Raw genomic sequence first — 21,979 nt, 5'->3', positions numbered from 1 at the left:
ATCGGCAGCCAGGCTTCCCGGAAGGCAGTAGGGTCCTTCAGGCTTTCCGCCCTGACCAGATCGTCGGCCCGTGTCTGATCGGTCTTGCTGCCTGTTGCAAGAGCCTCCGCATAGCTGAGGCAGGTATTGCGGTCGAAGGGGCATCCGGCCTTGAAACACAGATCGAAGTCGGTAAGCCGGGCTGAGGGATCGACCTCCAGGAGTCCGGCAAGTTCGCCAAGGGCAAGCTCCAGATCCCCGGCATCGACCGTCCAGCGGCGGAAGGCGTCGCGGTTCTGAATAAGTTCGTCAAGTGCCTTCTGCGCGCCGCCGTCGCTCATCAGGTCGATCACCGAGGCGAGTGCCAGACCGAAGGCGCTTTCCGGCTCGGTTTCCGCCTTGTGAAGTACGCTGGCGCGCGCCTCTGCCATCAGTTCACTCGCCACCCGGTCGTCCAGGACGGAAAAGTGACCTGCAACATTGGCTTCCAGCGGAAACTGGTGCAGCAGGGATTCACAGAAGCCGTGAATCGTCTGGATCTTCAGGCCACCCGGTGTTTCCAGGGCACGGGCAAACAGGCGGCGCGCCATGGCCAGGCGCGCGGCATTCGGCTTTCGGCCCTCGATCTCCTGAAGTTCACTTGCCAGCGCCCCGTCTTCCATCGTCACCCAGGTACCGAGGATCTTGAAGACACGGGTCGCCATTTCGGCGGCGGCCGCCTTGGTGAAGGTCAGCGCCAGAATGCGGGACGGGTCCGTGCCGTCGAGCAGCAGCCGTACGACACGGCGGGAAAGCACAAAGGTCTTGCCGGAACCGGCATTGGCGCTCACCCAGGCGGACGCCCGGGGGCGGGAGGCAAGGTCCTGACGCTCCTTGGTCAGCTGGGGGATCTGGAAACCGCTCATGCCTCCCCCTCTTCACCGCCAAGCGCCCATTCCTGGGTTCGCGCCAGATGGTCGTAATCGCCATCCATCTGCCGTTCGCGCATAACCCGGGCTCGAGAAAGGTAACCGGTTTCCTCCTTGGCATAATGGGCAATCAGCTGCTCCAGCCGGGTCCATGCATCCTCGACCAGATCCTCCAGCAAAGTGTCCTTCGGATTGCGGCACGCTTCGATCACCGGTTCCGTCCCGCCTTTCAGCTGCAGGTAAAGCAGCTCCGAAATCGCCGCGTCCGCGGGAACATCCTTGAAACCGTGACGCTGGATCATCGCCGCTTCCAGAAGCAGCTGGGGCGACAAAAGAGCCTCGACCTGTTTCTGCGACGGCACTTGCCCGGTCTTGTAGTCGATGACGGCAAGGCCGCCTTCCGTCAGAAGATCGATACGGTCTGCCCGTCCGCGCAGACGGAAATCGAAACCGGGCAGTTTCAGCTCAACCCCGCCGCCGATTTCCAGGAACCGCTGGCTGACGAGCTTCGAACGGGCCGCCTCATAACCGACGAACCCGGCGGCAATCCGCTGGAACCGTGGCCACCAGAGCGCCCGAATCGCCGGGAAGGCGTCGAGCGGTTCGAAGAGCTCCTCTCCGATTTCCGTCAGGGCGCGGACCGCAGCATCGTCGAAAGGACCTGTCCAGGTCAGCAGGAAATCCGCCAGCGCATCGTGAATGAGATTGCCCTTGTCCGCTGCCCCCGGTTCCCCGCCGATGGGGTCGACCGGCTGCAGCTCCAGCACATGGCGGGCGAAGATCGCGTAAGGGTCGCGGATAAGACGTTCGATCTCCGTGATGGACAGCGAGGCAGGCCGGGCCGGCAGGGGCGGCCTCGGATTGGGTCGGGCGGCAGGACGCACGGGACCTTCCGGACGGTCGAGCAGCGCCGCGAACCGCGTATAACGCGCGCCCCTTTCTTCCATAGCCCTTGTCACCTCGGGACCGGCCAGCGTGGTCAGGCGCTGCAGCCAGCGCGAGGCAACGGTCGGCGCGCCATCGGCCCGTGTGGCGCGCGACAGCAGAACACGTCCCGCTCCCATGCCTTGCGCGAAATCATGCGCGGCGGCTCCCAATCTGCGCTCGGGCGGCTCCAGTCCCATGCCCCGTTTCATCGGCCGGTTCAGCCAGGGGTCATTGCGCGTGCGCTGGGGCCAGACGCCCTCGTTGAGGCCACCGAGTACCGCGAAATCGAAGGATTGCAGCCGGGCTTCCATCGGCCCGAGGATCTGGACCCGCTGGTCGCCGGGCAGTCGCCGGCGCACCGCCTGACCGGACATGAGCGCGGGCAGCACCGACGGCCATTCGCCGGGCGGGATTGACAGGCCGCTTGCATCGGCCTCCAGCAATCCGGTCAGGAACCCGGCCAGCGCCTCCCCTGCCTCGCCTGCGTAGAGTTCGTCGACGGACCCGGCGTCGTCCACGGCAACCGCCTGGATCACTTCCACGTGGCGTCCGGCAAGATCCGTGATGGACACGGGATCGGCCGACAGGGACAACTCTTCCAGGGGCGCCAGAGCATCGGCGAGCCTTGCCACCAGTCCGGCAATGACGTCCCAGTCCTCGTCATGGATCTTTTTCCAGCGCGGCGTATGAGCCTTGCCGGCATCTTCGCGGCTCGCGGCGACAGCAGCCTTCAGCCCCTCCGTGCCGGGCCGCGCCCGGGGACCGCGCACCACGCCGCGCTCCAGTGCCCGTGCAGCCGAGCGCACGTCCTTGACCGGCAGTCCGAGCCTGGTGAGCGGGTGTTTGAGCAGCGCCAGAAGATCAATCGGTTCGCAGCCGTTCAGCGCCAGCTTCGCTGCAAGAAGGGCGAGGATCGCAGGCGCCGTCTGGTCGAGCGGCCGGCCCGCACTGTCGTCCACTTGAATGTTCCAGCGCGCCAGCTCCGCAGCTACCCGGCGGGTCAGCATCCGGTCCGGAGAAATCAGCGCCGCCCGTTCGCCGCGTTCGATGGCCTCGCGCAGCGAGATGGCAACACTCAGGGCCTCGTCCGCCTCGTTGCGCGCATTCATGAGCGCGACATCGGCAAGGGCTTCGGCCCGCTGCGCTTCCGGACGGGCATCAAGATAACCGGTCCAGCTGTCGGAGGTATCCGCCGGTCTGAGAGCTTCCGACACCAGTTCCTCGCGCAGGGCAAACGCAAAGGGCAATTCCGGTCCAAGCGGCCTGACCTCTTCCCGGCGCACACCGAGACGGTCGAGCAGCTGCTTCAGGGAATATTGCGGGTGAGAGGGCAGCGTTTGCTGCTCCTGGTGCGCAAACAGCGGCCCGACGCCTTCGGCGCTGCGGCTTCCAAGCGCCGACCACGAGCGCCCGTCCAGAAATCGGTCGAGGCCCGGCAGAACGATCACGCCCTGCTCCAGCCCGGCAACCACTTTCAAAAGCTCCGCTGTTGCCGGAACGGAGCCGGTGACACCGGCGACGATGACCGGACCGCTTGCGCCGCCTGCCGCAAGGCGCTGCGCTTCCCTGCGGATCAGCGCGGACCGCCGCGCCTTCGGGTCCATCTGCCTGAGCTCATTGAGATGCGCGGGCCAGGCCTCCTGGACGATCTTCAGAAAGTCGAGGGTGATCTGCCAGTAACGGGCGTGATCTTCGGGAACGAGGCCGGTGAGTTCCGCCCAGTCCGCCTCTTCCGTCTCGACCTCGTCCATCAGGGCCAGGAGATCTCCGGCAAGCCAGGCGGCATCCGCCGTCGAGGCAGGAACGCCAAGGGGCTCATCGGAGCGCAGGCTCAGGGCCTCCCGGCGCAGCATGCCCTTCCAGGCCTTCACCAGCCGGGTCATCGCAAGGTGGCGCTCCAGAAGCGGCATCGCCGGTGGCAGGGCTTCCAGATCCGGATCGCTTGTCAGGGTCTGCGCATCTTCATCCGTGTCCCCGACCGGACGGATCGCGGGCAGCAGCACCGGTTGGCCGTCAAAACGTTCCTGAAAGAGTTCCGGCAACAAACGCGCGGCACGGCGGGTGGGCAGATAGAGCGTGACCGACGACAACAGCAACGGATCGTCAAGTGGACGAAAGCCCGGCAGGAGCGTTCCGTCAACCAGCGTGTCGACGAGTGTCTTCAGAAACGGGACGGACGGGGGGATGGAATAAAGGCGCGTGCTCCCGGCCATCCTCAGGCCGCACTTTCGCGCACGGCGTATTCGGCGGCGCGGATGGCCTCGGGCGTTCCGATATGCAGCCAGAGCCCCTCCATCTGGACACCGAAGAGCCGCCCGGCCTCGATGGCCCGGTCGAAGAGGACATTCATGGAGAACGGGCCCTCCGGCGCTCCTTCGAAAAGGCGCGGATGCAGGATCGCTGCGCCCGCATAGGCAAACGGCGTCACGCCTTTTTCCAGGCGTCGCGTCAGGGAGCCGTCCCGTGCCATTTCAAAATCGCCCCGTCCGGCATAGCCGACAGATTTCACGGTTTCGGCCACCAGCAGAAGCGCATCCATGCGCGCCTCGTCCCAGGCATCGATCATATGCTCCAGGTTCGGCTTCACGCCCTCGATCCAGTAACAGGTATCGGCGTTCAGCTGAAAGAACGGTTCGTCCCCCAGAAGCGGCAGCGCCTTCTTGATGCCCCCGCCTGTTTCGAGCAGTTCGGCGCGCTCGTCGGAGACGACGATCTCCATGTCCTTGCGGCGGCGGACGTGAACTTCCACGAGGTCCGCCAGATAATGCACGTTGACCACGCAGGTCTTGACGCCTGCCGCAGCCAGCCGGTCCATGCCGTGATCGACCAGGGCCTGGCCGTTGACCTCGATCAGCGGTTTCGGCGTGGTTGCGGTCAGCGGACGCATACGTTTGCCGATACCTGCTGCCAGGATCATGGCCTTGGAGGGACGGAACCGCGTTTGTGTCATGACATCTCTCGAATTTTTTACAGCCGGTCTGACTGAAAAAGGTATCAGCCCCGGAAGCGTTCGTACCAGTCTTTCAAGTCCGACATCCCCGGCCTGTCAAGCACGCGGCGGAGATAGCCTTCCATGCGCGGCAAGTGACCAAGGTAGGCGGGCTTTTGATCCCGCCGCGCCAGACGTACGAAGATCCCGAGGATCTTCGATATCCGCTGAGCGGCCATCACGGCATAGGCGCGGGAAAAAGCGTCCCGGTCGAAGTTTGAGGACTGCTTTTCCCTCGCCGAGACATAGGCATCGAAGAGGTCCGATTCCAGATCCGCGCCGACATCGGTTCTGGCATCCAGAAGCAGGGAGGCCACGTCATAGGCAACCGGCCCGATAACCGTGTCCTGAAAATCGATCAGACCGATCCGGTCCGTGCCGCCGGCCCCTTCCTGCCACAGAAGATTGGGCGAGTGGAAATCGCGCAGGACCCAGCCTCGTTGCGCCCCGGAGAGACTCGCCAGCGCTACACTCCAAAGACCTTCGAATTCGGCGCGCATGTTATCGCCCGCGGGCATTCCGGTCGTTTCCGGCACGTACCAGTCGAGGAACAGCGAGGCTTCTGCGACCAGTGCGTCGTCGGAGTAGTCCGGCACCTGATAGCTCGAACCGTCATCGAGCGCGAGGATCTCAGGCCAGCTTTCGCCATGCATTTTCGCCAGAACTTCGACTGCGGCATGGTAGCGCTCCGGCATGGGTCGGCCATCGCATACGATCGTTTCCCTGCCAAGATCGGAGGAAAGCACCAGTCCTTTTTCCGGATCGGAGGCATAGATCTCCGGCGCCTTCAAGCCGTGCCTGCGCAACTCGCCTCCAACAGCCAGGATCGCGCGGCAATCCTGCGCAAGGTGCACTTTCGCCATATAGGCGCGCACGGCTTCCGGCACCTTGTCCCCCTGAAACGGCCAGCGCATCAGGACGGCGGACCGGTCATCCTGCTCTACCGTCTCGAAAGAACGTAAGGAGGCATCCCCTGCCAGAAAACGGCGTTCTGCGCCCGAAAAGCCGACACCTTCAAGGAAGGACCGGATTTCGAGCGTTCCCGTCAGCCGGTCCTGCCAGTCCGGGTCTTCGCAATGGAAGCTGAAGGTGCGCTTGTCGCCATCTTCCACCGGCTGCGTGATACGCACCCAAAGCGCCTTTGACGGCAAAAATTCGTCGGCCTTTTCCGGCCACTCGATCAACGCGGCACCCTCTTCCAGAAGATCGTCAAGTCCCAGCTCCTCCAGCTCCTCCGGCTCTTCCAGCCGATAGAGGTCGAAATGGGAGAGGTCAAACCGGTCGAAGTCATAAGTCTGGACCAGCGTGAAGGTGGGGCTGGGCACTTCGAGTTCCGGGTCGCCGGCAAGCGAACGGAGCAGTGCTCTTGTAAGGGTCGACTTTCCCGCGCCGAGATCCCCGGACAGGCACAGGACGTCGCCGGGCCTGAGCACCATCGCCAGATCGTTGGCGAGTTGCCGCGTTCCGGCTTCATCGGAAATTTGAAGGGTCAGGAAAGGAGCATCGAGCTGCTTCAGGTCGTGGTCTGCCATGAAGCAGCGTCCTATTCCGCTGCGGCTTGATCCGCAAGTTCGGGCCGTGCCGGGAAAACGCAAGTGACCGTGGTGCCCTTGCCTTCATCCGATTCGATATCGACGGTTCCGCCATGCAGTTCGACGAAGCTCTTGACGATGGCAAGGCCGAGACCGGCGCCCTGGCGGCGCGAGCCGGTGTCGTGACCGACGAAGCGGTTGAAGACCTGGGTGAGAATTTCCGCCGGAATGCCGTAACCATGGTCCTTGACGACGAAGGTGACCTGATCGTCCTCCCGGCTACAGCTGACATCGACAACACCGTCGGGCTCCGAATAACGCACGGCGTTGGAAATCAGGTTGTAGAGCACCTGCCGCAGACGTTTTTCGTCCGCGATCATCACGCCTGCATTCTCGGGAACATGGGTCCGCAGGTTGATGCGTGCCTCCGCAATCCGGTCCTTCAGACCCTCGACGGCCGCTGAAACGGTCGAGGCAACGTCGACCTCGCCAAGATCCAGCTCCATGATACCGGCATCGAGCGTCGCCAGATCCAGAATGTCGTTGATGATGGCAAGCAGGGCCGAAGACGAGGACTGGATATATTCGGCGTATTCACCCTGCTTGTCTGACAGCTCGCCGAATTTCGGGTCGGCGAGAAGCTGGGCAAAGCCGATGATGTTGGTGAGCGGCGAGCGCAATTCGTAGGACACGTGCTGGATGAAGGCGTTCTTGATCTCGTCCGCCTGTTCCAGCGCCTCGTTCTTTTCCAGAAGCGCCCGTTCCACATTCACGCTGTCGGTCACATCGACGAAGGTCACCAGCGTACCACCGTCGGGCAGAGGCACGGTTGCATAGTCGAGCACGTCGCCATTGTGCCGCTCCAGGCGGCTGACATTCTGCGTGCGGTTGTCGACAAGGCCCGTGACACTGCCGGCGAGTTGCTCCCAGGCCTTCTCTTCCGTCTCGCTCAAGGTGCAGGCGGAAACGACTTCCTTCACATGCGGCAGCTCGGCGAGCTGGTCTTCCTGCAGATCCCAGATTCGGCCAAAGGCCGGGTTCCAGAGCCTCAGGCGGCCGTCGGAGCCGAACACTGCGACGGCTTCGGACAGATTGTCGAGCGTTTCGCCCTGAACCCTGGTCAGCGCGTTGTAACGGCTTTCCAGATCGAGCTGCTCGGTCACATTCTCGTAGATATAGGTGACGCCGCCCTGCGGATGCGGGTTGGCGATGACGCGCAAGGTGCGGCCGTCCGGCAGGTGCCACCAGCTTTCCTTCGCCTCCAGCGACTGGTAGCTCTCCAGCATCTTGCTGCGCCAGACCCGGTAATCCGCCTGTTCGGGGATTTTCCTTCCGACGCGCAGAGTGTCGAGAACCGTGCTGTCTTCCGGATGGCTTTCCAGGAAGGCCGCATCGAGATCCCAGAGCTGGCGGAATGCGGCGTTGTAGAACTGCAGCTTGCGGTCGCTGCCGTAGATGGCAACGGCAGTCTGAAGCTGATCCAGCGTGCGGCCGTGGAATTCTTCCGCGCGGCCCAGTTCCTTGCGGGCCTGCTCCAGTTCACTGATATCCACGGCAATGCCGGCACCGCCGACATTCGCGTTGACATCGGTGACTTCGAAGACACGGCGTTCACCGGATGCGACAATCGGAATACGGGCGTTGAAGCAGCCGTCTTCCGTGCGCTGCACGGCCATCGCGGTGCGTGCGGCCGCATCCAGGAAGGTGGCCCCCGTCTTGACCGCGCTTTCAGCGTCCTGCATTTCAACGGCTTCCGCATATGCTGCGTTTGCCCAGATGAGCTTGCCTTCCGCATCGCGCTGCCAGGCCGGAGCCGGCATCGCGTTCAGGAGCGCATGCAGCATGTGAAGCTCGCCGGAAATCTTGGCGTTGCGCGCCGCCAGTTCGGCCTGCATCTGCCGTTCGCCGGTCAGATCGCGCAGGCGCAGCACGACGGCGCCGCCGGTGGTGCGGCCAAGCGCCTCCACATAGCTGCCGGTGCGGGTCTTCAAGGTGGTGGTAAAGGCCTCGCCCGTGCGAAACAACATGTCGAGGTGACGTTCAAGATCGCCGGCGCATTTGGCGGTCAGCCAGCTCCCGAAAGCCAGCAGTTGCGCTGGCGGGCGCGGCACGCCGGACTTTTCCGGCAGAATACCCCAGATCTGCGGCATGGATCCGTTGCCGGTCCACACGATCACCCGTTGCTCATCGGTGTTGAGCATGGCTTCCAGGCGGTCGACCCTGAACTTCAGGTCGCCTTTTTCCTTTTCCAAGGCCTCGGTGAGCTGGCTGGAGTGCTTGTGGTGCCGGACGAGCGCGACCGCGGCGGTCACCGCAAAGGCGCACATGCCGCCAAGGGCACCGAAAAGGATCATGGAGTCGGGATTGATCGCGGCGGCGGTGCCGGAAAGCATGTCCGCAGCGGCCGGGCCGGAAGACAGCCCAAGGCCCGCCGCCGAAACACCGGCCAGCAAAACCCTATTCAGACTCCATTCTCGCCACGCCGCGCATAGTCGCGCGCCGCCCGTGCCGCCTCTCGGCATGTCATGATCCCCTTACGCCGCATTGTCCCGCTTTTTGCGGATGCAGCTCCCGGATTCTGGGAGCAAATCAAAGACATTCGCCTCCTGGCCTTTGATTCGTTTAAACCATAACCTTTTTGAGAATCACGCAGAAGAGTCCGTTGATGAAAAGTTAACAGGACCCTTCAAATTGAAGGGTCCTGCATTTTTTTGTTCACAGTACCGAATCGAGGCGATTACTACATCTAGTAGACCACCTGCGATGAATCAGTATTTGTAGTGTTCCGACTTGAACGGACCGGCCTTATTAATCCCCAGATAATCCGCTTGACTATCCGACAAAGTGGTTAACGTGACGCCGAGCTTCTCCAGATGCAGGCGCGCGACCTTCTCGTCCAGGTGCTTCGGTAGCACATAGACTTCGTTCTTGTACTGATCGCCCTTGGTGAAGAGCTCGATCTGCGCCAGAACCTGGTTGGTGAAGCTTGCGGACATCACGAAGCTCGGATGACCCGTGGCATTGCCGAGGTTCACCAGACGGCCCTGCGAGAGCAGGATCATGCGCTTGCCGTCCGGGAACTCGTACATGTCGACCTGATCCTTGACCGGGCGGCACTTGGTGTTCTTCAGGGCAGCGACCTGGATCTCGTTGTCGAAGTGACCGATGTTGCAGACGATCGCCATATCCTTCATGCCGCGCATGTGGTCGAAGGTGATGATGTCCTTGTTGCCGGTTGCGGTGACATAGATGTCGCCTTCCGGAAGGGCCTGTTCGATGGTCTTGACTTCATAGCCGTCCATGGACGCCTGAAGCGCACAGATCGGATCGATTTCGGTAACGATCACGCGCGCGCCGGCACCGGCCAGAGACTGCGCGGAGCCCTTGCCCACATCGCCATAGCCGCAAACCACGGCCACCTTGCCGGACATCATGACGTCCGTGCCGCGGCGGATGCCGTCGACAAGGGACTCGCGGCAGCCATAGCGGTTGTCGAACTTGGACTTGGTGACGCTGTCGTTGACGTTGATCGCCGGGAACGGCAGCGAGCCCTTCTTCTGCATCTCGTAAAGACGCAGAACGCCCGTGGTGGTTTCTTCCGAAACACCCTGGATCAGTTCTTTCTGCCTGGTGAACCAGCCCGGGTTGGCGGCCATGCGCTTCTTGATCTGCGCGAACAGGCATTCCTCTTCATCGGAAGTCGGGTTCTCGATGAGGTCCGTCTCGCCGGCTTCGACACGGGCGCCGAGCAGGATGTAGAGAGTCGCATCGCCGCCGTCATCCAGGATCATGTTCGCCCCTTCCGGGAAGTCGAAGATCTTGTCGGCGTAGTCCCAGTACTCTTCCAAGGTTTCGCCCTTGACGGCGAAGACCGGCACGCCGGAAGCCGCGATGGCTGCTGCAGCCTGATCCTGGGTGGAGTAGATGTTGCAAGACGCCCAGCGGACTTCCGCGCCGAGAGCAACCAGGGTTTCGATCAGCACGGCGGTCTGAATGGTCATGTGCAGGGAGCCGGCGATGCGTGCGCCCTTCAGCGGCTTGCTTTCACCGAATTCGGCGCGGCAGGCCATCAGGCCCGGCATTTCGTGTTCGGCGATCTCGATTTCGGTGCGGCCCCAATCGGCGAGCCCGATATCCTTGATAATATAGTCGGTCATGAAACTGTCCTGTTCTTCGAAGCCGAGAATTCCCGGCGGCACCTCTCGGTGAAGCGCGTGCCGGTCAAGAAATTTGAGCGGCTGTCAACCGGCCGCCGGACTCTCGGCAGCCATTGGGAGGGGTTATAACGCCCGCCGCCGGATATCGCAATAAAGATATAAAGAATTCTTTATATCATCTTTATGAAAGGATATCCGCCGAACCGGAGCGGCGGCCGAAGTTTCCGTCCCCGTGCATCCAGCACTCAGTCGCGGTAGAGGTCTTCGCGGGTCGGCGGCAGACCGGACAGGCCCTTGGTGCGGCGGGACGAAACGGTCTGGAAGATGTTGATGGAGCCGCGCTCGAAACCAAGCGAAACGCCGGTCAGATAGGCAAGCCAGAGGCGGTATTTCTGTTCGCCGATATCGGCGATGGCCGCCTCCCTGACCTGTTTGAGATTTTCCGCCCACAGCCGGGTGGTCCGGGCATAGTGCTCGCGCCAGGCCTCGACATCGTGCACCTCGAAACCATGCGCTTCGAGATTGGTCAGCGTCCAGCCGATGTGATCGACTTCACCGCCCGGAAAGATGTAACGCACCAGCGCCTGATATTCCGGCTTCTTGCGGCGAAACTTTTTCAGATCCTTCCGGCCACGGCGGGTGATCGCGTGGTGAAGGTAGAGGCCGCGCGGCTTGAGGAGCCGGTGCACGCTCTGGAAATAATTGTCGTAATTGTCGAGCCCCACCGCCTCGAACATGCCGATGGAGGAGATCTTGTCGAAAGACTGGGCCTTCAGGTCCCGGTAGTCGACCAGTTCGACGGACACTCTGTCCTGAAGACCGCGTTCCGCGATCCGCTCCTCGGCCAGCTTCAGCTGCTCTTCGGCAAGCGTCACGCCAAGTGCCGTGACACCGTAGTTCTCGGCGGCGTAACAGATCAGGGCGCCCCAGCCGCAGCCGATATCGAGCAGCCGGTCACCAGGCTTCAGCCGCAGCTTGCGGCAGATCATTTCCAGCTTGTCGGTCTGGGCCGTTGCCAGGTCGTTGGACCAGTCCCGGAAATAGGCGCAGGTATAGACCATCCGGGGATCGAGGAAGAGTTCGTAGAAATCGTTCGAGACGTCGTAGTGAAAGGCGATATCGTCCTTGCGGCTTCCCGAACTCCTGTCCGCCACGCGGCCGGCGTCCAGTCCGCCTTCCTGCGCCCGCGCCCCGGATGACCTGTTTCCCAACAGGATCGGCCACACGTTTTTCAGAAGAACAGACTTTTTCAGGCGCTTGCGTAGATCGCGGCTCTTCACCCTTGGCCGCTTTTCCGCAAAGTCGAACAGGCTGCCGCCGCGCGGATCGATCTCGCCGGTCGAATAGAGATCGATGACCGTCTTGATGCGGGGACGCCGGAGAAGCCGGGTCAGGGCAGTTTGTGACAGGCCAAGCCGCAGCCCGTCGGGCGCCGCGTCTGCCGGGATCAGGGAACCATCCCATAATTCGAAGGCGAACTGCAGGTCCAGGACCTGATGAATATGTGTGAGTACCGAGCGCGTGGCTGAAATCAAACGGTCCCCGGATTGCTGCGCCATTACCTTCCTCAAATCGTTTTCGGGGAATGGCACGAACCGAGCGGATCTTTTCTCGGCAAGTCCGACAGGGCGCGAAACCTGCGGCAAGGCGGGAAAGGATCTGGAAATCAGTCTTCTTCGCCAAACCCGCTTTCAACAAGTTCTGAAATCGCGGTCAGCGCCACTTCGGCGTCCATCCCGCTCACACAAACACTGATGCTGCAGCCGGGGCTGGCCGCGAGCATCATCAAGCCCATGATGGAGGTTCCGCCGACGGTCTGACCGTCCTTGGACACCTGAACGTCGGATTGAAATGTCTCGACCAGCTTGACCAGTTTGGCGGAGGCTCTGGCATGCAGGCCGCGCCGGTTGACGATGGTCAGGTCTTTTTGCAGCAAGTTCTCTATCGTCATGGCCGTTGTTTTAATTCTGTCCCGACAGCACCTGACTTGCGACGGAGATGTATTTCTGGCCCGCCTGACGGGCCTCGTCGACCGCATCCGCCAACTCGCGGTCGGCGCGCACGCTGGCCAGTTTGATCAGCATCGGCAGGTTGACGCCTGCCACCACTTCCACGGATTTGCTGTCCATGACGGATATGGCAAGATTGGAAGGCGTTCCGCCGAACATATCGGTCAGGAGAACAACACCCTTGCCGGTATTTGCCGCCTCGACAGCCGCAAGAATATCCTGGCGCCGCTGCTCCATATCGTCGTCCGGTCCGATGGAAATCGTCTCGACTTGTTCCTGAGGACCGACAACATGTTCCAGCGCCGCCTTAAATTCTTCAGCGAGGCGTCCGTGGGTGACAAGTACTAGTCCAATCATATGTGCTTCGGCCTGATTATCGAGTGCAATGGACTCACGGTTCTTGAAAGACCCGCGAGAGCCGGGCGTTTATCAGTCTGATGCACTCTCTTCAACCGCTCCACCAGTTGCAAGTAAAAAAGTCCGGCGATCCCTTTAAATATAGTCCGGGCAATGCGGGAAGAGGGTCCGGAACGCCCAGCGTATGAGCCGGAGGCTGGTAAAAGTCTGGTGTTCCGGGCAGGTCACCACGGGAAGACGGACACCGTCGAGACTGTCGTGCGTCAGGGCTTCGTCCGGCAACCGCTCTATGTCGTGCAACGGCACCAGCGTGACGATCAGCCCCACCTGCGCGACGGGTTCGCAGTCCAGCTCAACCAGCCCGAAACCGCGCACTTCCATCTTGCCCCGGATTGTCTCCGGCACACGGGCCACCAGCCTGCCCCCTTCCCCGGTCACGCTGACATAGTCATCCGCGACAAGGGCCCCGAAATTTCCCTTTCGCCTGGCCGCCTCGATCATCGTTTCGGCGAGCGTCGTCTTGCCGCTGCCCGCCCCGCCGCGGATCAACAGGCCGTGCGTGCCGACGATGAGGCAATTGGCGTGGACGGTCTCGGCGCTCATTTGCCCGGTCCTGCCGGCAGATAGATGGTGAACCTTGCTCCGCCGATCTTCCGGCTGCCGTCCGAATCCTGTTCGATGCGGTTGGTCGCGGCGATGGTGCCGCCGTGCGCCTCGATGATCTGCCGGGAGATCGAAAGACCAAGGCCGGAATTGTTTCCGAAACCCTCGCCGTCCGGCCGATCCGTATAGAAGCGCTCGAAGATGCGTTCGGTATTCTCCGCGCGAATCCCGGGACCGTCGTCATCGACGGTGATCCGGATCATCCGGCCTTCCCGGCACAGGTCGACGTGAACCGTGCCGCCAGGAGGCGAGAAGGAACGGGCATTGTCCAGCAGATTGCTGATCACCTGTCCCAGCCGGATGTCGTGTCCTTGCGCATGGTAGGGCTTGGCGCCCTGCGCGTCGGCAACCGTCAGCTTGACGCTCGCCTCCTCGTCGCCCGAGCGCTGGTTGGCGGCATCCGCCATGTTGCGCAGGAGTTCGGAGATATCGATGGTCTCGGCCTGAATGCGTGCCAGTTCCGCATCGAGCCGGGAGGCGTCGGAAATATCGCTGATCAGGCGGTCGAGCCGCCGGACATCGTGCTGAATGACCTCCATGAGGCGGTCCTGTGACTGTTTCGACTTGGCAAGCGGCAGCGTTTCCACGGCACTGCGCAGCGAGGTCAGCGGATTTTTCAGCTCATGCGCCACATCGGCTGCGAATTGCTCGATGGCATCGATCTTGTTGTAGAGAGCGTGGGTCATTTCGCGGAAGGATCGCGCCAGATGGCCGATTTCGTCCTGCCGGTCGGAGAAATCCGGAATTTCCTCACGCGACGTCGAACCGCGCCGCACCCGGTCGGCGGCAGCCGCCAGCCGGCGGACCGGCCCGGCGATGGTGCCCGCCAGCAGGATCGACAGCAAAATGGTTACCGTCGCCGCAAACAGGAACACGCGGATGATGGCGATGCGCTCGGCCCGGACGATGGCATCGATGTCGCCGCCCTGCGTGGACAGGAGCAACGCGCCGAGCACCGCCCGGAAGCGCTGGATCGGCACGGAGACCGAAACAATCAGCTCGCCGCGTGGCGAAATCCGCGTAACGCTGGCCGGTGATCCGGCAAGGGCCGCCTCGACTTCCGGATAGGCCCGCCCGTCACCGCCGCCCACCTCCTGGTAAAGCGGCAGGTCGCCCTGGCGCAGCCAGCGCTTGGTCCATTGCCAGACCGTGTCCCACAGGGTCGCCTCTTCCGCGTTCGGCGGCGGCAGGTCGAAACGCAGGATCTGGGCGCTGGAATAGAGATGGCGGCTGTCGAGGATCAGGATGCCTTCCGGGTCGTAGATCCGTGCGCGGGTCTTGGTCGGCGAAATCAGGCGGCGGAGCACCGGACCGATCCGCTCCGGATTGATGGGAAAATCGAGGCTGTCGAGATCGTCCGCCGTCGGCGTGAGGCTTTCGCCCGCCTGAAGCTGCAGAAGACGTTCCGGATCGACCGTGATGGTTCCGGTGTCGACCGTGGCGGAGGCGGCGATCGCGCCGGCAATGATTTCGCCCTGGGTCAGAAGGCTCTGCACCCGGGCGTCGATCAGGCCGGCCCGGAACTGGTTGAGATAGAGAATGCCGATCACGAGCGCGATCAGCCCGACCAGATTGATCGCGATGATGCGCCTGGTCAGCGAAGACAGTATATAGGTGCCGAAAAGACCGCCGATCCGGTTCAACAGCCTGCGGCGGATGCGCTTGTTGCCGAGACGGCGCAAACGGGACCGTTCCGAACCGGCTGCCGGTTCAGAGGCTGCAACATTTTCAGCACTCTCGCTTTCGACCGTCATTCACCCACCACGGACGCGACGGCCCCATTGAACCGTCCATCCCTCGTCAAAACCCTTGCGAACCGGGAAACCTCCTCCGGCTGCCTCAGGCTTCGCGGAACCGGTATCCGACCCCATAAAGGGTTTCGATCATGTCGAAGTCGTCGTCAACAACCTTGAACTTTTTCCGCAGCCGCTTGATGTGGCTGTCGATGGTCCGGTCGTCCACATAGACCTGATCGTCATAAGCCGCATCCATCAGCGCATTGCGGCTTTTCACGACGCCCGGGCGCTGCGCCAGTGCGGACAGGATCAAGAACTCCGTAACCGTCAGGGTAACCGGCTTGTTGTTCCAGGTGCAGGTGTGCCGTTCCTGGTCCATGACCAGCTGGCCCCGCTCCAGCAGCTTGTCCGCATCGTCGCGCGGAGCCGAAGCATCGCGCGGCTGCGCCCGGCGCAGAACGGCCCGAACCCGCTCGACCAGAAGACGCTGGGAGAAGGGTTTGCGGATGAAGTCGTCCGCCCCCATTTTCAGGCCGAACAATTCATCGATCTCGTCGTCTTTCGAGGTCAGGAACATCACCGGCATGTCGGACGTCTGGCGCAGGCGGCGCAGCAGTTCCATGCCATCCATGCGCGGCATCTTGATGTCGAATATCGCAAGATCCGGCGGATCGCTCTGCAGCCCTTCCAGGGCCGAGGTACCGTCCGTATAGGACTGGACGCGATAGCCCTCCGCTTCCAGAGCAATAGAGACCGAAGTCAGGATGTTGCGGTCGTCATCAACCAGGGCAATTGTCGGCATGCTTCGTTTTTCCATATTCGGCAACGCACCGATGGCACGCATCGGCTTCAAACATAATATAATGCCTTTGGCCTGCTAAATGCGCATAAATTAAGGCAAACCGCGAATTCGGGCCAACCCGCACCCAACCTGGCTAAAGGGAAATCCCTGCCCGCTGCATCGATGGGGATGCAGGAAATGAATTACAAGGGACCGAGTCGACGTCTTTGCCGGATTTCCGCCACAATGTCAGCGGCTCCAAACAGCAATAAAGCGCGATTTTCACGCGAAATATTTCGCTTCAACCAACAAATCGAACATTTCGAATGTTTCGTTTTTTAATTTATCCATCAAATTAATCCTCACCCAAGTAAAGATGTTTTTCAATCGATTAAAGAAAGACTTAGCACTTTTTGATGTCTTGCTGCCGTTTAGTCAATCCACTACGTTCGCAGCCCTCACAGCCGGATTTAGCACAAACTTAACTTTCTCCGGCGGCAGAAAGACTAGCCCCCATCACGAGGACTGCGGGAAGATGCAAGAAACAGGTGTCAGGAACCCCTCCACTGGTAGCGAAACCTTCGGCTTTAAAGGCCTGAAGGCGCTCTATTGGAACCAGAACGAGCCTGCGCTTTACGAATATTCCCTTTCCCGCGGCGAAACGCGGCTGGCAGCCGGCGGAGCGATTGTCGCCGAAACCGGTGTTCACACCGGCCGTTCCCCGAAGGACAAGTTCGTCGTTCTCGACGAGGAAACCAAAGACACGGTCTGGTGGGACAACAACGCGCAGATGTCGAAGGACAAATTCGACCTCCTTCTGGAAGACTTCCTGAAACATGCGGAAGGCATGGAACTCTTCGCCCAGGACCTTTTCGGCGGCGCCGACGCCACCCACCGCCTCCCGGTGCGCGTCTACACCGAATTTGCCTGGCATTCGCTCTTCATCCGCAACCTTCTGCTGCGCCCGGACGCAAGCGAGCTGGCCGGTTTCGTGCCGGACATGACGATCATCGACCTGCCGAGTTTCAAGGCCGATCCGGAACGTCACGGCTGCCGCACCGAAACCGTCATTGCGGTGGACCTGACGCGGAAAATCGTCCTGATCGGCGGCACATCCTATGCCGGCGAGATGAAGAAATCCGTCTTCACCATGTTGAACCACCTGCTGCCGGCAAAGGGCGTCATGTCCATGCACTGCTCGGCAAACGTGGGCGATGACGGCGACACGGCGGTCTTCTTCGGTCTGTCCGGCACCGGCAAGACCACCCTCTCCGCCGATCCGTCCCGCACCCTGATCGGTGACGACGAGCACGGCTGGAGCGAAAGCGGCGTCTTCAACTTCGAGGGCGGCTGCTACGCCAAGACGATCAAGCTGAGCGCGGAAGCCGAGCCGGAAATCTATTCCACCACCCAGCGCTTCGGCACTGTCCTGGAAAACGTCGTCCTGGACGAAAACCGCGTCCCGGATTTCGACGACGGCTCCAAGACGGAAAACACCCGGGCCGCCTACCCGATCCATTTCATTTCCAACGCCAGCGCCACCGGTTGCGCGCCGATGCCGAAGACCGTCATCATGCTGACGGCCGACGCCTTCGGTGTCATGCCGCCGATCGCGCGCCTCACCCCTGCGCAGGCCATGTACCACTTCCTGTCCGGCTACACCGCAAAGGTCGCCGGCACCGAGAAAGGCGTGACCGAACCCCAGGCAACCTTCTCCACCTGCTTCGGCGCACCGTTCCTGCCCCGGCACCCGTCCGAATACGGCAACCTCCTGAAGGACCTGATCGCCAAGCACAATGTGGATTGCTGGCTGGTCAACACCGGCTGGACCGGCGGCGCCTACGGCACCGGCAACCGCATGCCGATCAAGGCAACCCGCACCCTGTTGCAGGCCGCCCTCTCCGGCAGCCTGAAGGATGCCGAGTTCCGCACCGATGCGAATTTCGGCTTTGAGGTTCCGGTTTCTGTTGACGGTGTCGACAACGCCATCCTGAACCCGCGTGAGACCTGGAACGACAAGGACGCCTACGACGTCCAGGCCGCCAAGCTGGTGACAATGTTCGTCGACAACTTCGAGACCTTCGAAGCCCATGTCGACGGTGCCGTCCTGAGTGCCGCTCCGGCGGTTCCGGTCGCAGCCGAATAACAACCTGACACTCCGTCCCTGCGGAACTTCAACGGCGCCTCGCAAGATGGCGCCGTTTCTCTTTGCCGGCATGGTTCTTGGCGCTTTCATCAGGAGTGGAAAGAATTATATTGAGCTTTCGACCTAGAAAGGACGCCCCATGCCTGCCACCGACCTCTCCTCCATTCCCGACGTCCTGAATACGGCGGAAAGCTGGCGCGCTTCCGGACGTTCCGTCGCCCTTGCCACGGTGATCGAAACCTGGGGCTCCGCCCCGCGCCCGGTCGGCTCGCATCTGGTGATCGACGCGGAGGGAAATTTCGAGGGCTCCGTCTCGGGAGGCTGCGTCGAGGGCGCGGTTGTATCCGAGGCGATTGATGTCATCGAAACCGGAAAACCCGCGACACTGGAATTCGGCGTCGCCGATGAAACCGCCTGGCGAGTGGGCTTGTCCTGCGGCGGTCGCATCCGCGTCTACGTGGAACCCGTCAACTAGTCTTTTTGAGCATCAGGAGTAGGCCGTGACGACCGAAACACTTCTTGCCTTCCTCGCCGCGACAGCGCTCTTTGCCTACATGCCCGGCCCCGCGCTGCTTTATACGGCGGCACAGACCATCGCCCGTGGCCGGAAGGCGGGTTTCATGGCCGCTTTCGGCATTCACCTGGGGTGTTATGTCCATGTGTTTGCAGCGGCCTTCGGCCTTTCCGCGATCTTCACCGTGGTGCCGACTCTCTATTTTGCCCTGAAGCTGGCCGGCGGCGCCTATCTGATCTTTCTCGGCGTCCAGATGATCCGGACGAGGGTCGCTGCCGGTCCGATGCCGGACCTGCCGCGGAAATCCGCCCGTCGCGCCTTTGCCGACAGCATGCTGGTCGAGATCCTCAATCCCAAGGTCGCGATCTTCTTCATTGCCTTCCTGCCGCAGTTCGTCAGCGCCGGTGCGGGCTATCCGGTTTGGGCGCAATTTCTGGTCTTGGGCACGATCGTCAATTGCGCCTTCACCTCGGCCGACATCGTGACGGTGCTCTTTGCCTCTGAAGTGAAGAAGCGCATGACCAAAACCTCGCGGTTCCAGGATCTCACCCGCTGGCTTGGCGGATCGCTCCTGGTCGGTCTCGGACTGAAACTGGCAACGGAACGCGCCTGACATCATGGAACTCTCTCTTCTCAAGACCCTGAATGCCGACCGCGCCGCCCGCCGTGCGGCGATCCTTGTCACCCGGATGGCGGACGGCAGCCAGAGGCTGGTCCGCAAGGACGAGGATTATTCTTCCGATCCACTGGCCGGAGAATTCGACAAGCGTTTCCGGTCGGGCAAGTCCGGCGTTGTTCCGGCGAAAGAAGGCGATGTCTTCCTGAATGTCTCCGTGCCCGCCCCACGGCTCGTCATCATCGGCGCCGTCCATATCAGCCAGGCGCTTGTCCCGATGGCCGGGATCGCCGGACTGGATGTCACTGTCATCGACCCTCGCACCGCCTTTGCAACCGAGGAGCGGTTTCCGGGCGGCGGTCTGAAAGCGGAATGGCCGGAGGACGCTCTGAAGGACGCACCGCTCGATTCCTATACCGCGCTCGCGGCCGTGACCCACGATCCGAAGATCGACGATTACCCGCTCATGGAAGCGCTGAAGGCCGGGTGTTTTTACGTCGGCGCTCTCGGCAGCCGCAAAACCCACGGCAAGCGCCTGGAAAGGTTTCAGGACGCCGGACTGGACCCGGCCCTCTCGGATCGGATCGATGCGCCCATCGGCCTCGATATCGGTGCGGCCTCCCCCGAAGAGATCGCCGTTGCAGTTCTGGCCGCCATCATCCGGGCCTTGCGCAAGGAACCGGAGACGGACACATGAACTTCGGCCCCCGCCTGTCCCGGGACGCTGCCGGCTGCATTCTGGCACACAGCACCAGGCTGGCGGCACGCGCGCTCAAGAAAGGGCATGTCCTGACCGAAGCGGACTGCGCGGAGCTCGCGGCTGCCGGTATCGACAGCGTAGTCGTCGCCAGCCTTGATACAAGGGATGTCGGCGAGGACACGGCAGCAGAGCGGCTTGCCCGTTCGGCCATGGGGCCCGGCGTGCTGACTGATACGGCCTTCACCGGCCGCATGAATCTTTATGCCGAAACCAACGGTGTCCTGGTGGTCGACCCGGAAGCGGTAACGGCTGCCAACCGCATCGATCCGGCGATTACCTTCGCGACGCTTGCCAATCACACCCAGGTGACCGGCGGACGCATGGTGGCCACCGCAAAGATCATTTCCTTTGCCGTTCCCGGCCACCTGCTCGAACAGGCCGAACAGGCCTTGCACGGCGCGGTGCGCGTCGCCGCCTTCACGCCCCGCAAGATCGGCCTCGTCGCCACCGAACTGCCACACCTGAAAGCGTCGGTACTGGACAAGACCCGGCGGGTTCTGGAAGACAGGCTGCGCCCGAGCGGCAGCACCCTCATCGGCGAAATACGCGTGCCGCACGATCAGGAGGCCGTGGCAGACGCCATGCGGAAGCTGATATCGCAGGGCGCCAATTTCCTGATCCTGTTCGGTGCTTCAGCCGTCGTCGACCGGCACGACGTCCTGCCTGCCGCGCTCGATCTTGCAGGGGGCACCGTGCGCCACCTCGGCATGCCGGTCGATCCCGGAAACCTGCTGATGCTGGGGACCTTGCAAGGATTGCCCGTGCTGGGCGCCCCGGGCTGTGCCCGCAGCCCGAAGGAAAACGGCTTCGACTGGGTTCTTGACCGCCTGCTCGCCGGACTGGATGTCACCCCGGACGACATCACCGCCATGGGCGTCGGAGGATTACTGATGGAAATCGGAACCCGGCCGCAGCCGCGCGAGAGCCGGCGCCGCTCGGACAGGTCCAAAGTTGCGGCAATCATCCTGGGGGCCGGCAAGTCTTCGCGCATGGGGGGGCCGAACAAGCTGCTCGCCAAACTGGACGGCAAGGCGCTGATCCGCCACGCCGCGGAAGCCGCCACCGGCGCGGGACTGGCCCAGACCGTTCTCGTCACCGGCCATCTGGCCGGCGAGGTCGGCGCCGAGGTGGCGGATCTCGGCCTGACTGTGGTGCACAACCCGGATTATGCCGACGGCATGGCGGGCTCCATCAGAGCCGGCATGAACGCTCTCGCCCCCGGCACCGACGCGGTGATCATCCTGCTCGGTGACATGCCCCGCATCGACGCGGCCATCCTCAAGCGGCTCGTTGAGACCTATCGCTCCAGGGAAACAGGTCAGATCGTTACGGCAACCGCGGACGGGAAACGTGGCAATCCGGTCCTCTGGGACAAACGTTTTTTCGAAGCATTGAAGTCCCTGAGCGGCGATGTCGGCGCCAAACATGTCATTGCCGAAAATACCGATCTCGTGGCGGAAGTAGAGATCGGCCCCGCAGCAAGACTGGATCTTGACACGCCACGGGCACTACTGGAGGCAGGCGGTGTATTACCAAGACACGCGACGCCGACTTCCAAGACAACCAAGTAACTGGCGCGCATAAAATTCAATGATAACATATCATTAACCCGGTATGCGCAGAACGCAGGCCGGAAATGCCAGTTATTCTATTGCATTTTTGTGACATGCCGCTTATGTAATGCCTGCGCTTGCTGCAGAGCACCCTTGTGGGTGGACAACGGATGACGTCCCGGGCGCCGCTTACATCCGATTTTGACAAAAGCTGTTCGGATCCTCTCCTCCCGAGGATGCTCGAGCGCTTTTGCCGCTTGGTTAGAAGAATAAAGGAAATGATCATGGCTGACTTGTCTCTTCCGCGTCCGGGCTGCTGCAAATGGGCAGAAGGTGATGCGGGCAACTACAT

At 62.0% G+C, this 21,979-nt stretch carries 17 protein-coding genes; 5 read left to right on the top strand and 12 right to left on the bottom strand.

Features of this window, described 5'->3' with window-relative positions; translation table 11 throughout:
* From ACQY7U_RS11355 to ACQY7U_RS11300, 12 genes are all read right to left on the bottom strand, one after another.
* On the bottom strand, positions 1-884 hold an 884-nt coding region (locus tag ACQY7U_RS11355), incomplete at its 3' end, for a UvrD-helicase domain-containing protein (RefSeq protein WP_428644520.1).
* Positions 881-4,027: a double-strand break repair protein AddB gene (addB, locus tag ACQY7U_RS11350; RefSeq protein ID WP_428644518.1), complete on the bottom strand. Its 3,147-nt coding sequence runs from the start codon at positions 4,025-4,027 to the stop codon at positions 881-883. The genes addB and ACQY7U_RS11355, both read right to left, overlap by 4 nt.
* 2 nt (positions 4,028-4,029) lie before the next feature.
* Positions 4,030-4,764, bottom strand: a complete 735-nt coding sequence (locus tag ACQY7U_RS11345; RefSeq protein ID WP_428644516.1) for a nucleotidyltransferase family protein — start codon at positions 4,762-4,764, stop codon at positions 4,030-4,032.
* A gap of 44 nt (positions 4,765-4,808) precedes the next feature.
* Positions 4,809-6,335 (bottom strand): tRNA (adenosine(37)-N6)-threonylcarbamoyltransferase complex ATPase subunit type 1 TsaE, encoded by a 1,527-nt coding sequence (gene tsaE / locus ACQY7U_RS11340; RefSeq protein ID WP_428644514.1) that lies wholly within the window; start codon positions 6,333-6,335, stop codon positions 4,809-4,811.
* Positions 6,336-6,346: 11 nt separating this feature from the next.
* A complete protein-coding gene (locus ACQY7U_RS11335) occupies positions 6,347-8,728 on the bottom strand; it encodes an ATP-binding protein (RefSeq protein ID WP_428644524.1) in 2,382 nt (793 codons plus the stop codon).
* A 375-nt stretch (positions 8,729-9,103) separates the two neighbouring features.
* Complete coding sequence (ahcY, locus tag ACQY7U_RS11330) at positions 9,104-10,492, bottom strand: adenosylhomocysteinase (RefSeq protein ID WP_428644512.1); 1,389 nt, start codon at positions 10,490-10,492, stop codon at positions 9,104-9,106.
* A 245-nt stretch (positions 10,493-10,737) separates the two neighbouring features.
* A complete protein-coding gene (locus ACQY7U_RS11325) occupies positions 10,738-12,051 on the bottom strand; it encodes a class I SAM-dependent methyltransferase (RefSeq protein WP_428644511.1) in 1,314 nt (437 codons plus the stop codon).
* Positions 12,052-12,158: 107 nt separating this feature from the next.
* On the bottom strand, positions 12,159-12,443 hold the full coding sequence (locus tag ACQY7U_RS11320; protein ID WP_428644509.1) for an HPr family phosphocarrier protein: 285 nt from the start codon (positions 12,441-12,443) through the stop codon (positions 12,159-12,161).
* A gap of 10 nt (positions 12,444-12,453) precedes the next feature.
* A complete protein-coding gene (locus ACQY7U_RS11315; RefSeq protein WP_428644507.1) occupies positions 12,454-12,858 on the bottom strand; it encodes a PTS sugar transporter subunit IIA in 405 nt (134 codons plus the stop codon).
* A 135-nt stretch (positions 12,859-12,993) separates the two neighbouring features.
* On the bottom strand, positions 12,994-13,461 hold the full coding sequence (locus tag ACQY7U_RS11310; RefSeq protein ID WP_428644505.1) for an HPr kinase/phosphorylase: 468 nt from the start codon (positions 13,459-13,461) through the stop codon (positions 12,994-12,996).
* Positions 13,458-15,275: a stimulus-sensing domain-containing protein gene (locus tag ACQY7U_RS11305; RefSeq protein ID WP_428644504.1), complete on the bottom strand. Its 1,818-nt coding sequence runs from the start codon at positions 15,273-15,275 to the stop codon at positions 13,458-13,460. The genes ACQY7U_RS11310 and ACQY7U_RS11305 overlap by 4 nt, the downstream gene beginning before the upstream one ends.
* An 85-nt stretch (positions 15,276-15,360) precedes the next feature.
* Entirely contained in the window at positions 15,361-16,059 is a 699-nt protein-coding gene (locus ACQY7U_RS11300) for a response regulator transcription factor (RefSeq protein ID WP_428644502.1), read from the bottom strand.
* A 514-nt stretch (positions 16,060-16,573) separates the two neighbouring features.
* Between ACQY7U_RS11300 and ACQY7U_RS11295 the strand changes: the two genes are divergently transcribed.
* The 5 genes from ACQY7U_RS11295 (at position 16,574) to ACQY7U_RS11275 (ending at position 21,645) form a co-directional block, all read left to right on the top strand.
* A complete protein-coding gene (locus ACQY7U_RS11295) occupies positions 16,574-18,184 on the top strand; it encodes a phosphoenolpyruvate carboxykinase (RefSeq protein WP_428644501.1) in 1,611 nt (536 codons plus the stop codon).
* A 139-nt stretch (positions 18,185-18,323) separates the two neighbouring features.
* The gene (locus tag ACQY7U_RS11290) at positions 18,324-18,659 is read left to right on the top strand and encodes an XdhC family protein (protein WP_428644499.1); all 336 of its coding nucleotides are present in this window, start codon (positions 18,324-18,326) and stop codon (positions 18,657-18,659) included.
* Positions 18,660-18,738: 79 nt separating this feature from the next.
* A complete protein-coding gene (locus ACQY7U_RS11285) occupies positions 18,739-19,311 on the top strand; it encodes a LysE family translocator (RefSeq protein ID WP_428644522.1) in 573 nt (190 codons plus the stop codon).
* A 4-nt stretch (positions 19,312-19,315) separates the two neighbouring features.
* Positions 19,316-20,011 (top strand): XdhC family protein, encoded by a 696-nt coding sequence (locus tag ACQY7U_RS11280; protein ID WP_428644497.1) that lies wholly within the window; start codon positions 19,316-19,318, stop codon positions 20,009-20,011.
* Positions 20,008-21,645, top strand: coding sequence for an NTP transferase domain-containing protein (locus ACQY7U_RS11275; RefSeq protein ID WP_428644495.1), 1,638 nt, complete (start codon positions 20,008-20,010; stop codon positions 21,643-21,645). Before ACQY7U_RS11280 ends, ACQY7U_RS11275 begins: the two co-directional genes overlap by 4 nt.
* The last annotated feature ends 334 nt before the right edge of the window (positions 21,646-21,979 follow it).

Origin of the sequence: Roseibium sp. (genome assembly GCF_050301095.1) — a bacterium.
GTDB lineage: Bacteria > Pseudomonadota > Alphaproteobacteria > Rhizobiales > Stappiaceae > Roseibium.
This window is presented reverse-complemented; position numbering and strand designations above follow the sequence as displayed.

What these genes read in the sequence shown, in the direction of transcription:
- addB (WP_428644518.1), bottom strand. Translation starts at nt 4,027, where the DNA reads ATGGCCGGGAGCACGCGCCTTTATTCCATCCCCCCGTCCGTCCCGTTT.
- ACQY7U_RS11345 (WP_428644516.1), bottom strand. Translation starts at nt 4,764, where the DNA reads ATGACACAAACGCGGTTCCGTCCCTCCAAGGCCATGATCCTGGCAGCA.
- tsaE (WP_428644514.1), bottom strand. Translation starts at nt 6,335, where the DNA reads ATGGCAGACCACGACCTGAAGCAGCTCGATGCTCCTTTCCTGACCCTT.
- ACQY7U_RS11335 (WP_428644524.1), bottom strand. Translation starts at nt 8,728, where the DNA reads ATGCTTTCCGGCACCGCCGCCGCGATCAATCCCGACTCCATGATCCTT.
- ahcY (WP_428644512.1), bottom strand. Translation starts at nt 10,492, where the DNA reads ATGACCGACTATATTATCAAGGATATCGGGCTCGCCGATTGGGGCCGC.
- ACQY7U_RS11325 (WP_428644511.1), bottom strand. Translation starts at nt 12,051, where the DNA reads ATGGCGCAGCAATCCGGGGACCGTTTGATTTCAGCCACGCGCTCGGTA.
- ACQY7U_RS11320 (WP_428644509.1), bottom strand. Translation starts at nt 12,443, where the DNA reads ATGACGATAGAGAACTTGCTGCAAAAAGACCTGACCATCGTCAACCGG.
- ACQY7U_RS11315 (WP_428644507.1), bottom strand. Translation starts at nt 12,858, where the DNA reads ATGATTGGACTAGTACTTGTCACCCACGGACGCCTCGCTGAAGAATTT.
- ACQY7U_RS11310 (WP_428644505.1), bottom strand. Translation starts at nt 13,461, where the DNA reads ATGAGCGCCGAGACCGTCCACGCCAATTGCCTCATCGTCGGCACGCAC.
- ACQY7U_RS11305 (WP_428644504.1), bottom strand. Translation starts at nt 15,275, where the DNA reads ATGACGGTCGAAAGCGAGAGTGCTGAAAATGTTGCAGCCTCTGAACCG.
- ACQY7U_RS11300 (WP_428644502.1), bottom strand. Translation starts at nt 16,059, where the DNA reads ATGCCGACAATTGCCCTGGTTGATGACGACCGCAACATCCTGACTTCG.
- ACQY7U_RS11295 (WP_428644501.1), top strand. Translation starts at nt 16,574, where the DNA reads ATGCAAGAAACAGGTGTCAGGAACCCCTCCACTGGTAGCGAAACCTTC.
- ACQY7U_RS11290 (WP_428644499.1), top strand. Translation starts at nt 18,324, where the DNA reads ATGCCTGCCACCGACCTCTCCTCCATTCCCGACGTCCTGAATACGGCG.
- ACQY7U_RS11285 (WP_428644522.1), top strand. Translation starts at nt 18,739, where the DNA reads ATGCCCGGCCCCGCGCTGCTTTATACGGCGGCACAGACCATCGCCCGT.
- ACQY7U_RS11280 (WP_428644497.1), top strand. Translation starts at nt 19,316, where the DNA reads ATGGAACTCTCTCTTCTCAAGACCCTGAATGCCGACCGCGCCGCCCGC.
- ACQY7U_RS11275 (WP_428644495.1), top strand. Translation starts at nt 20,008, where the DNA reads ATGAACTTCGGCCCCCGCCTGTCCCGGGACGCTGCCGGCTGCATTCTG.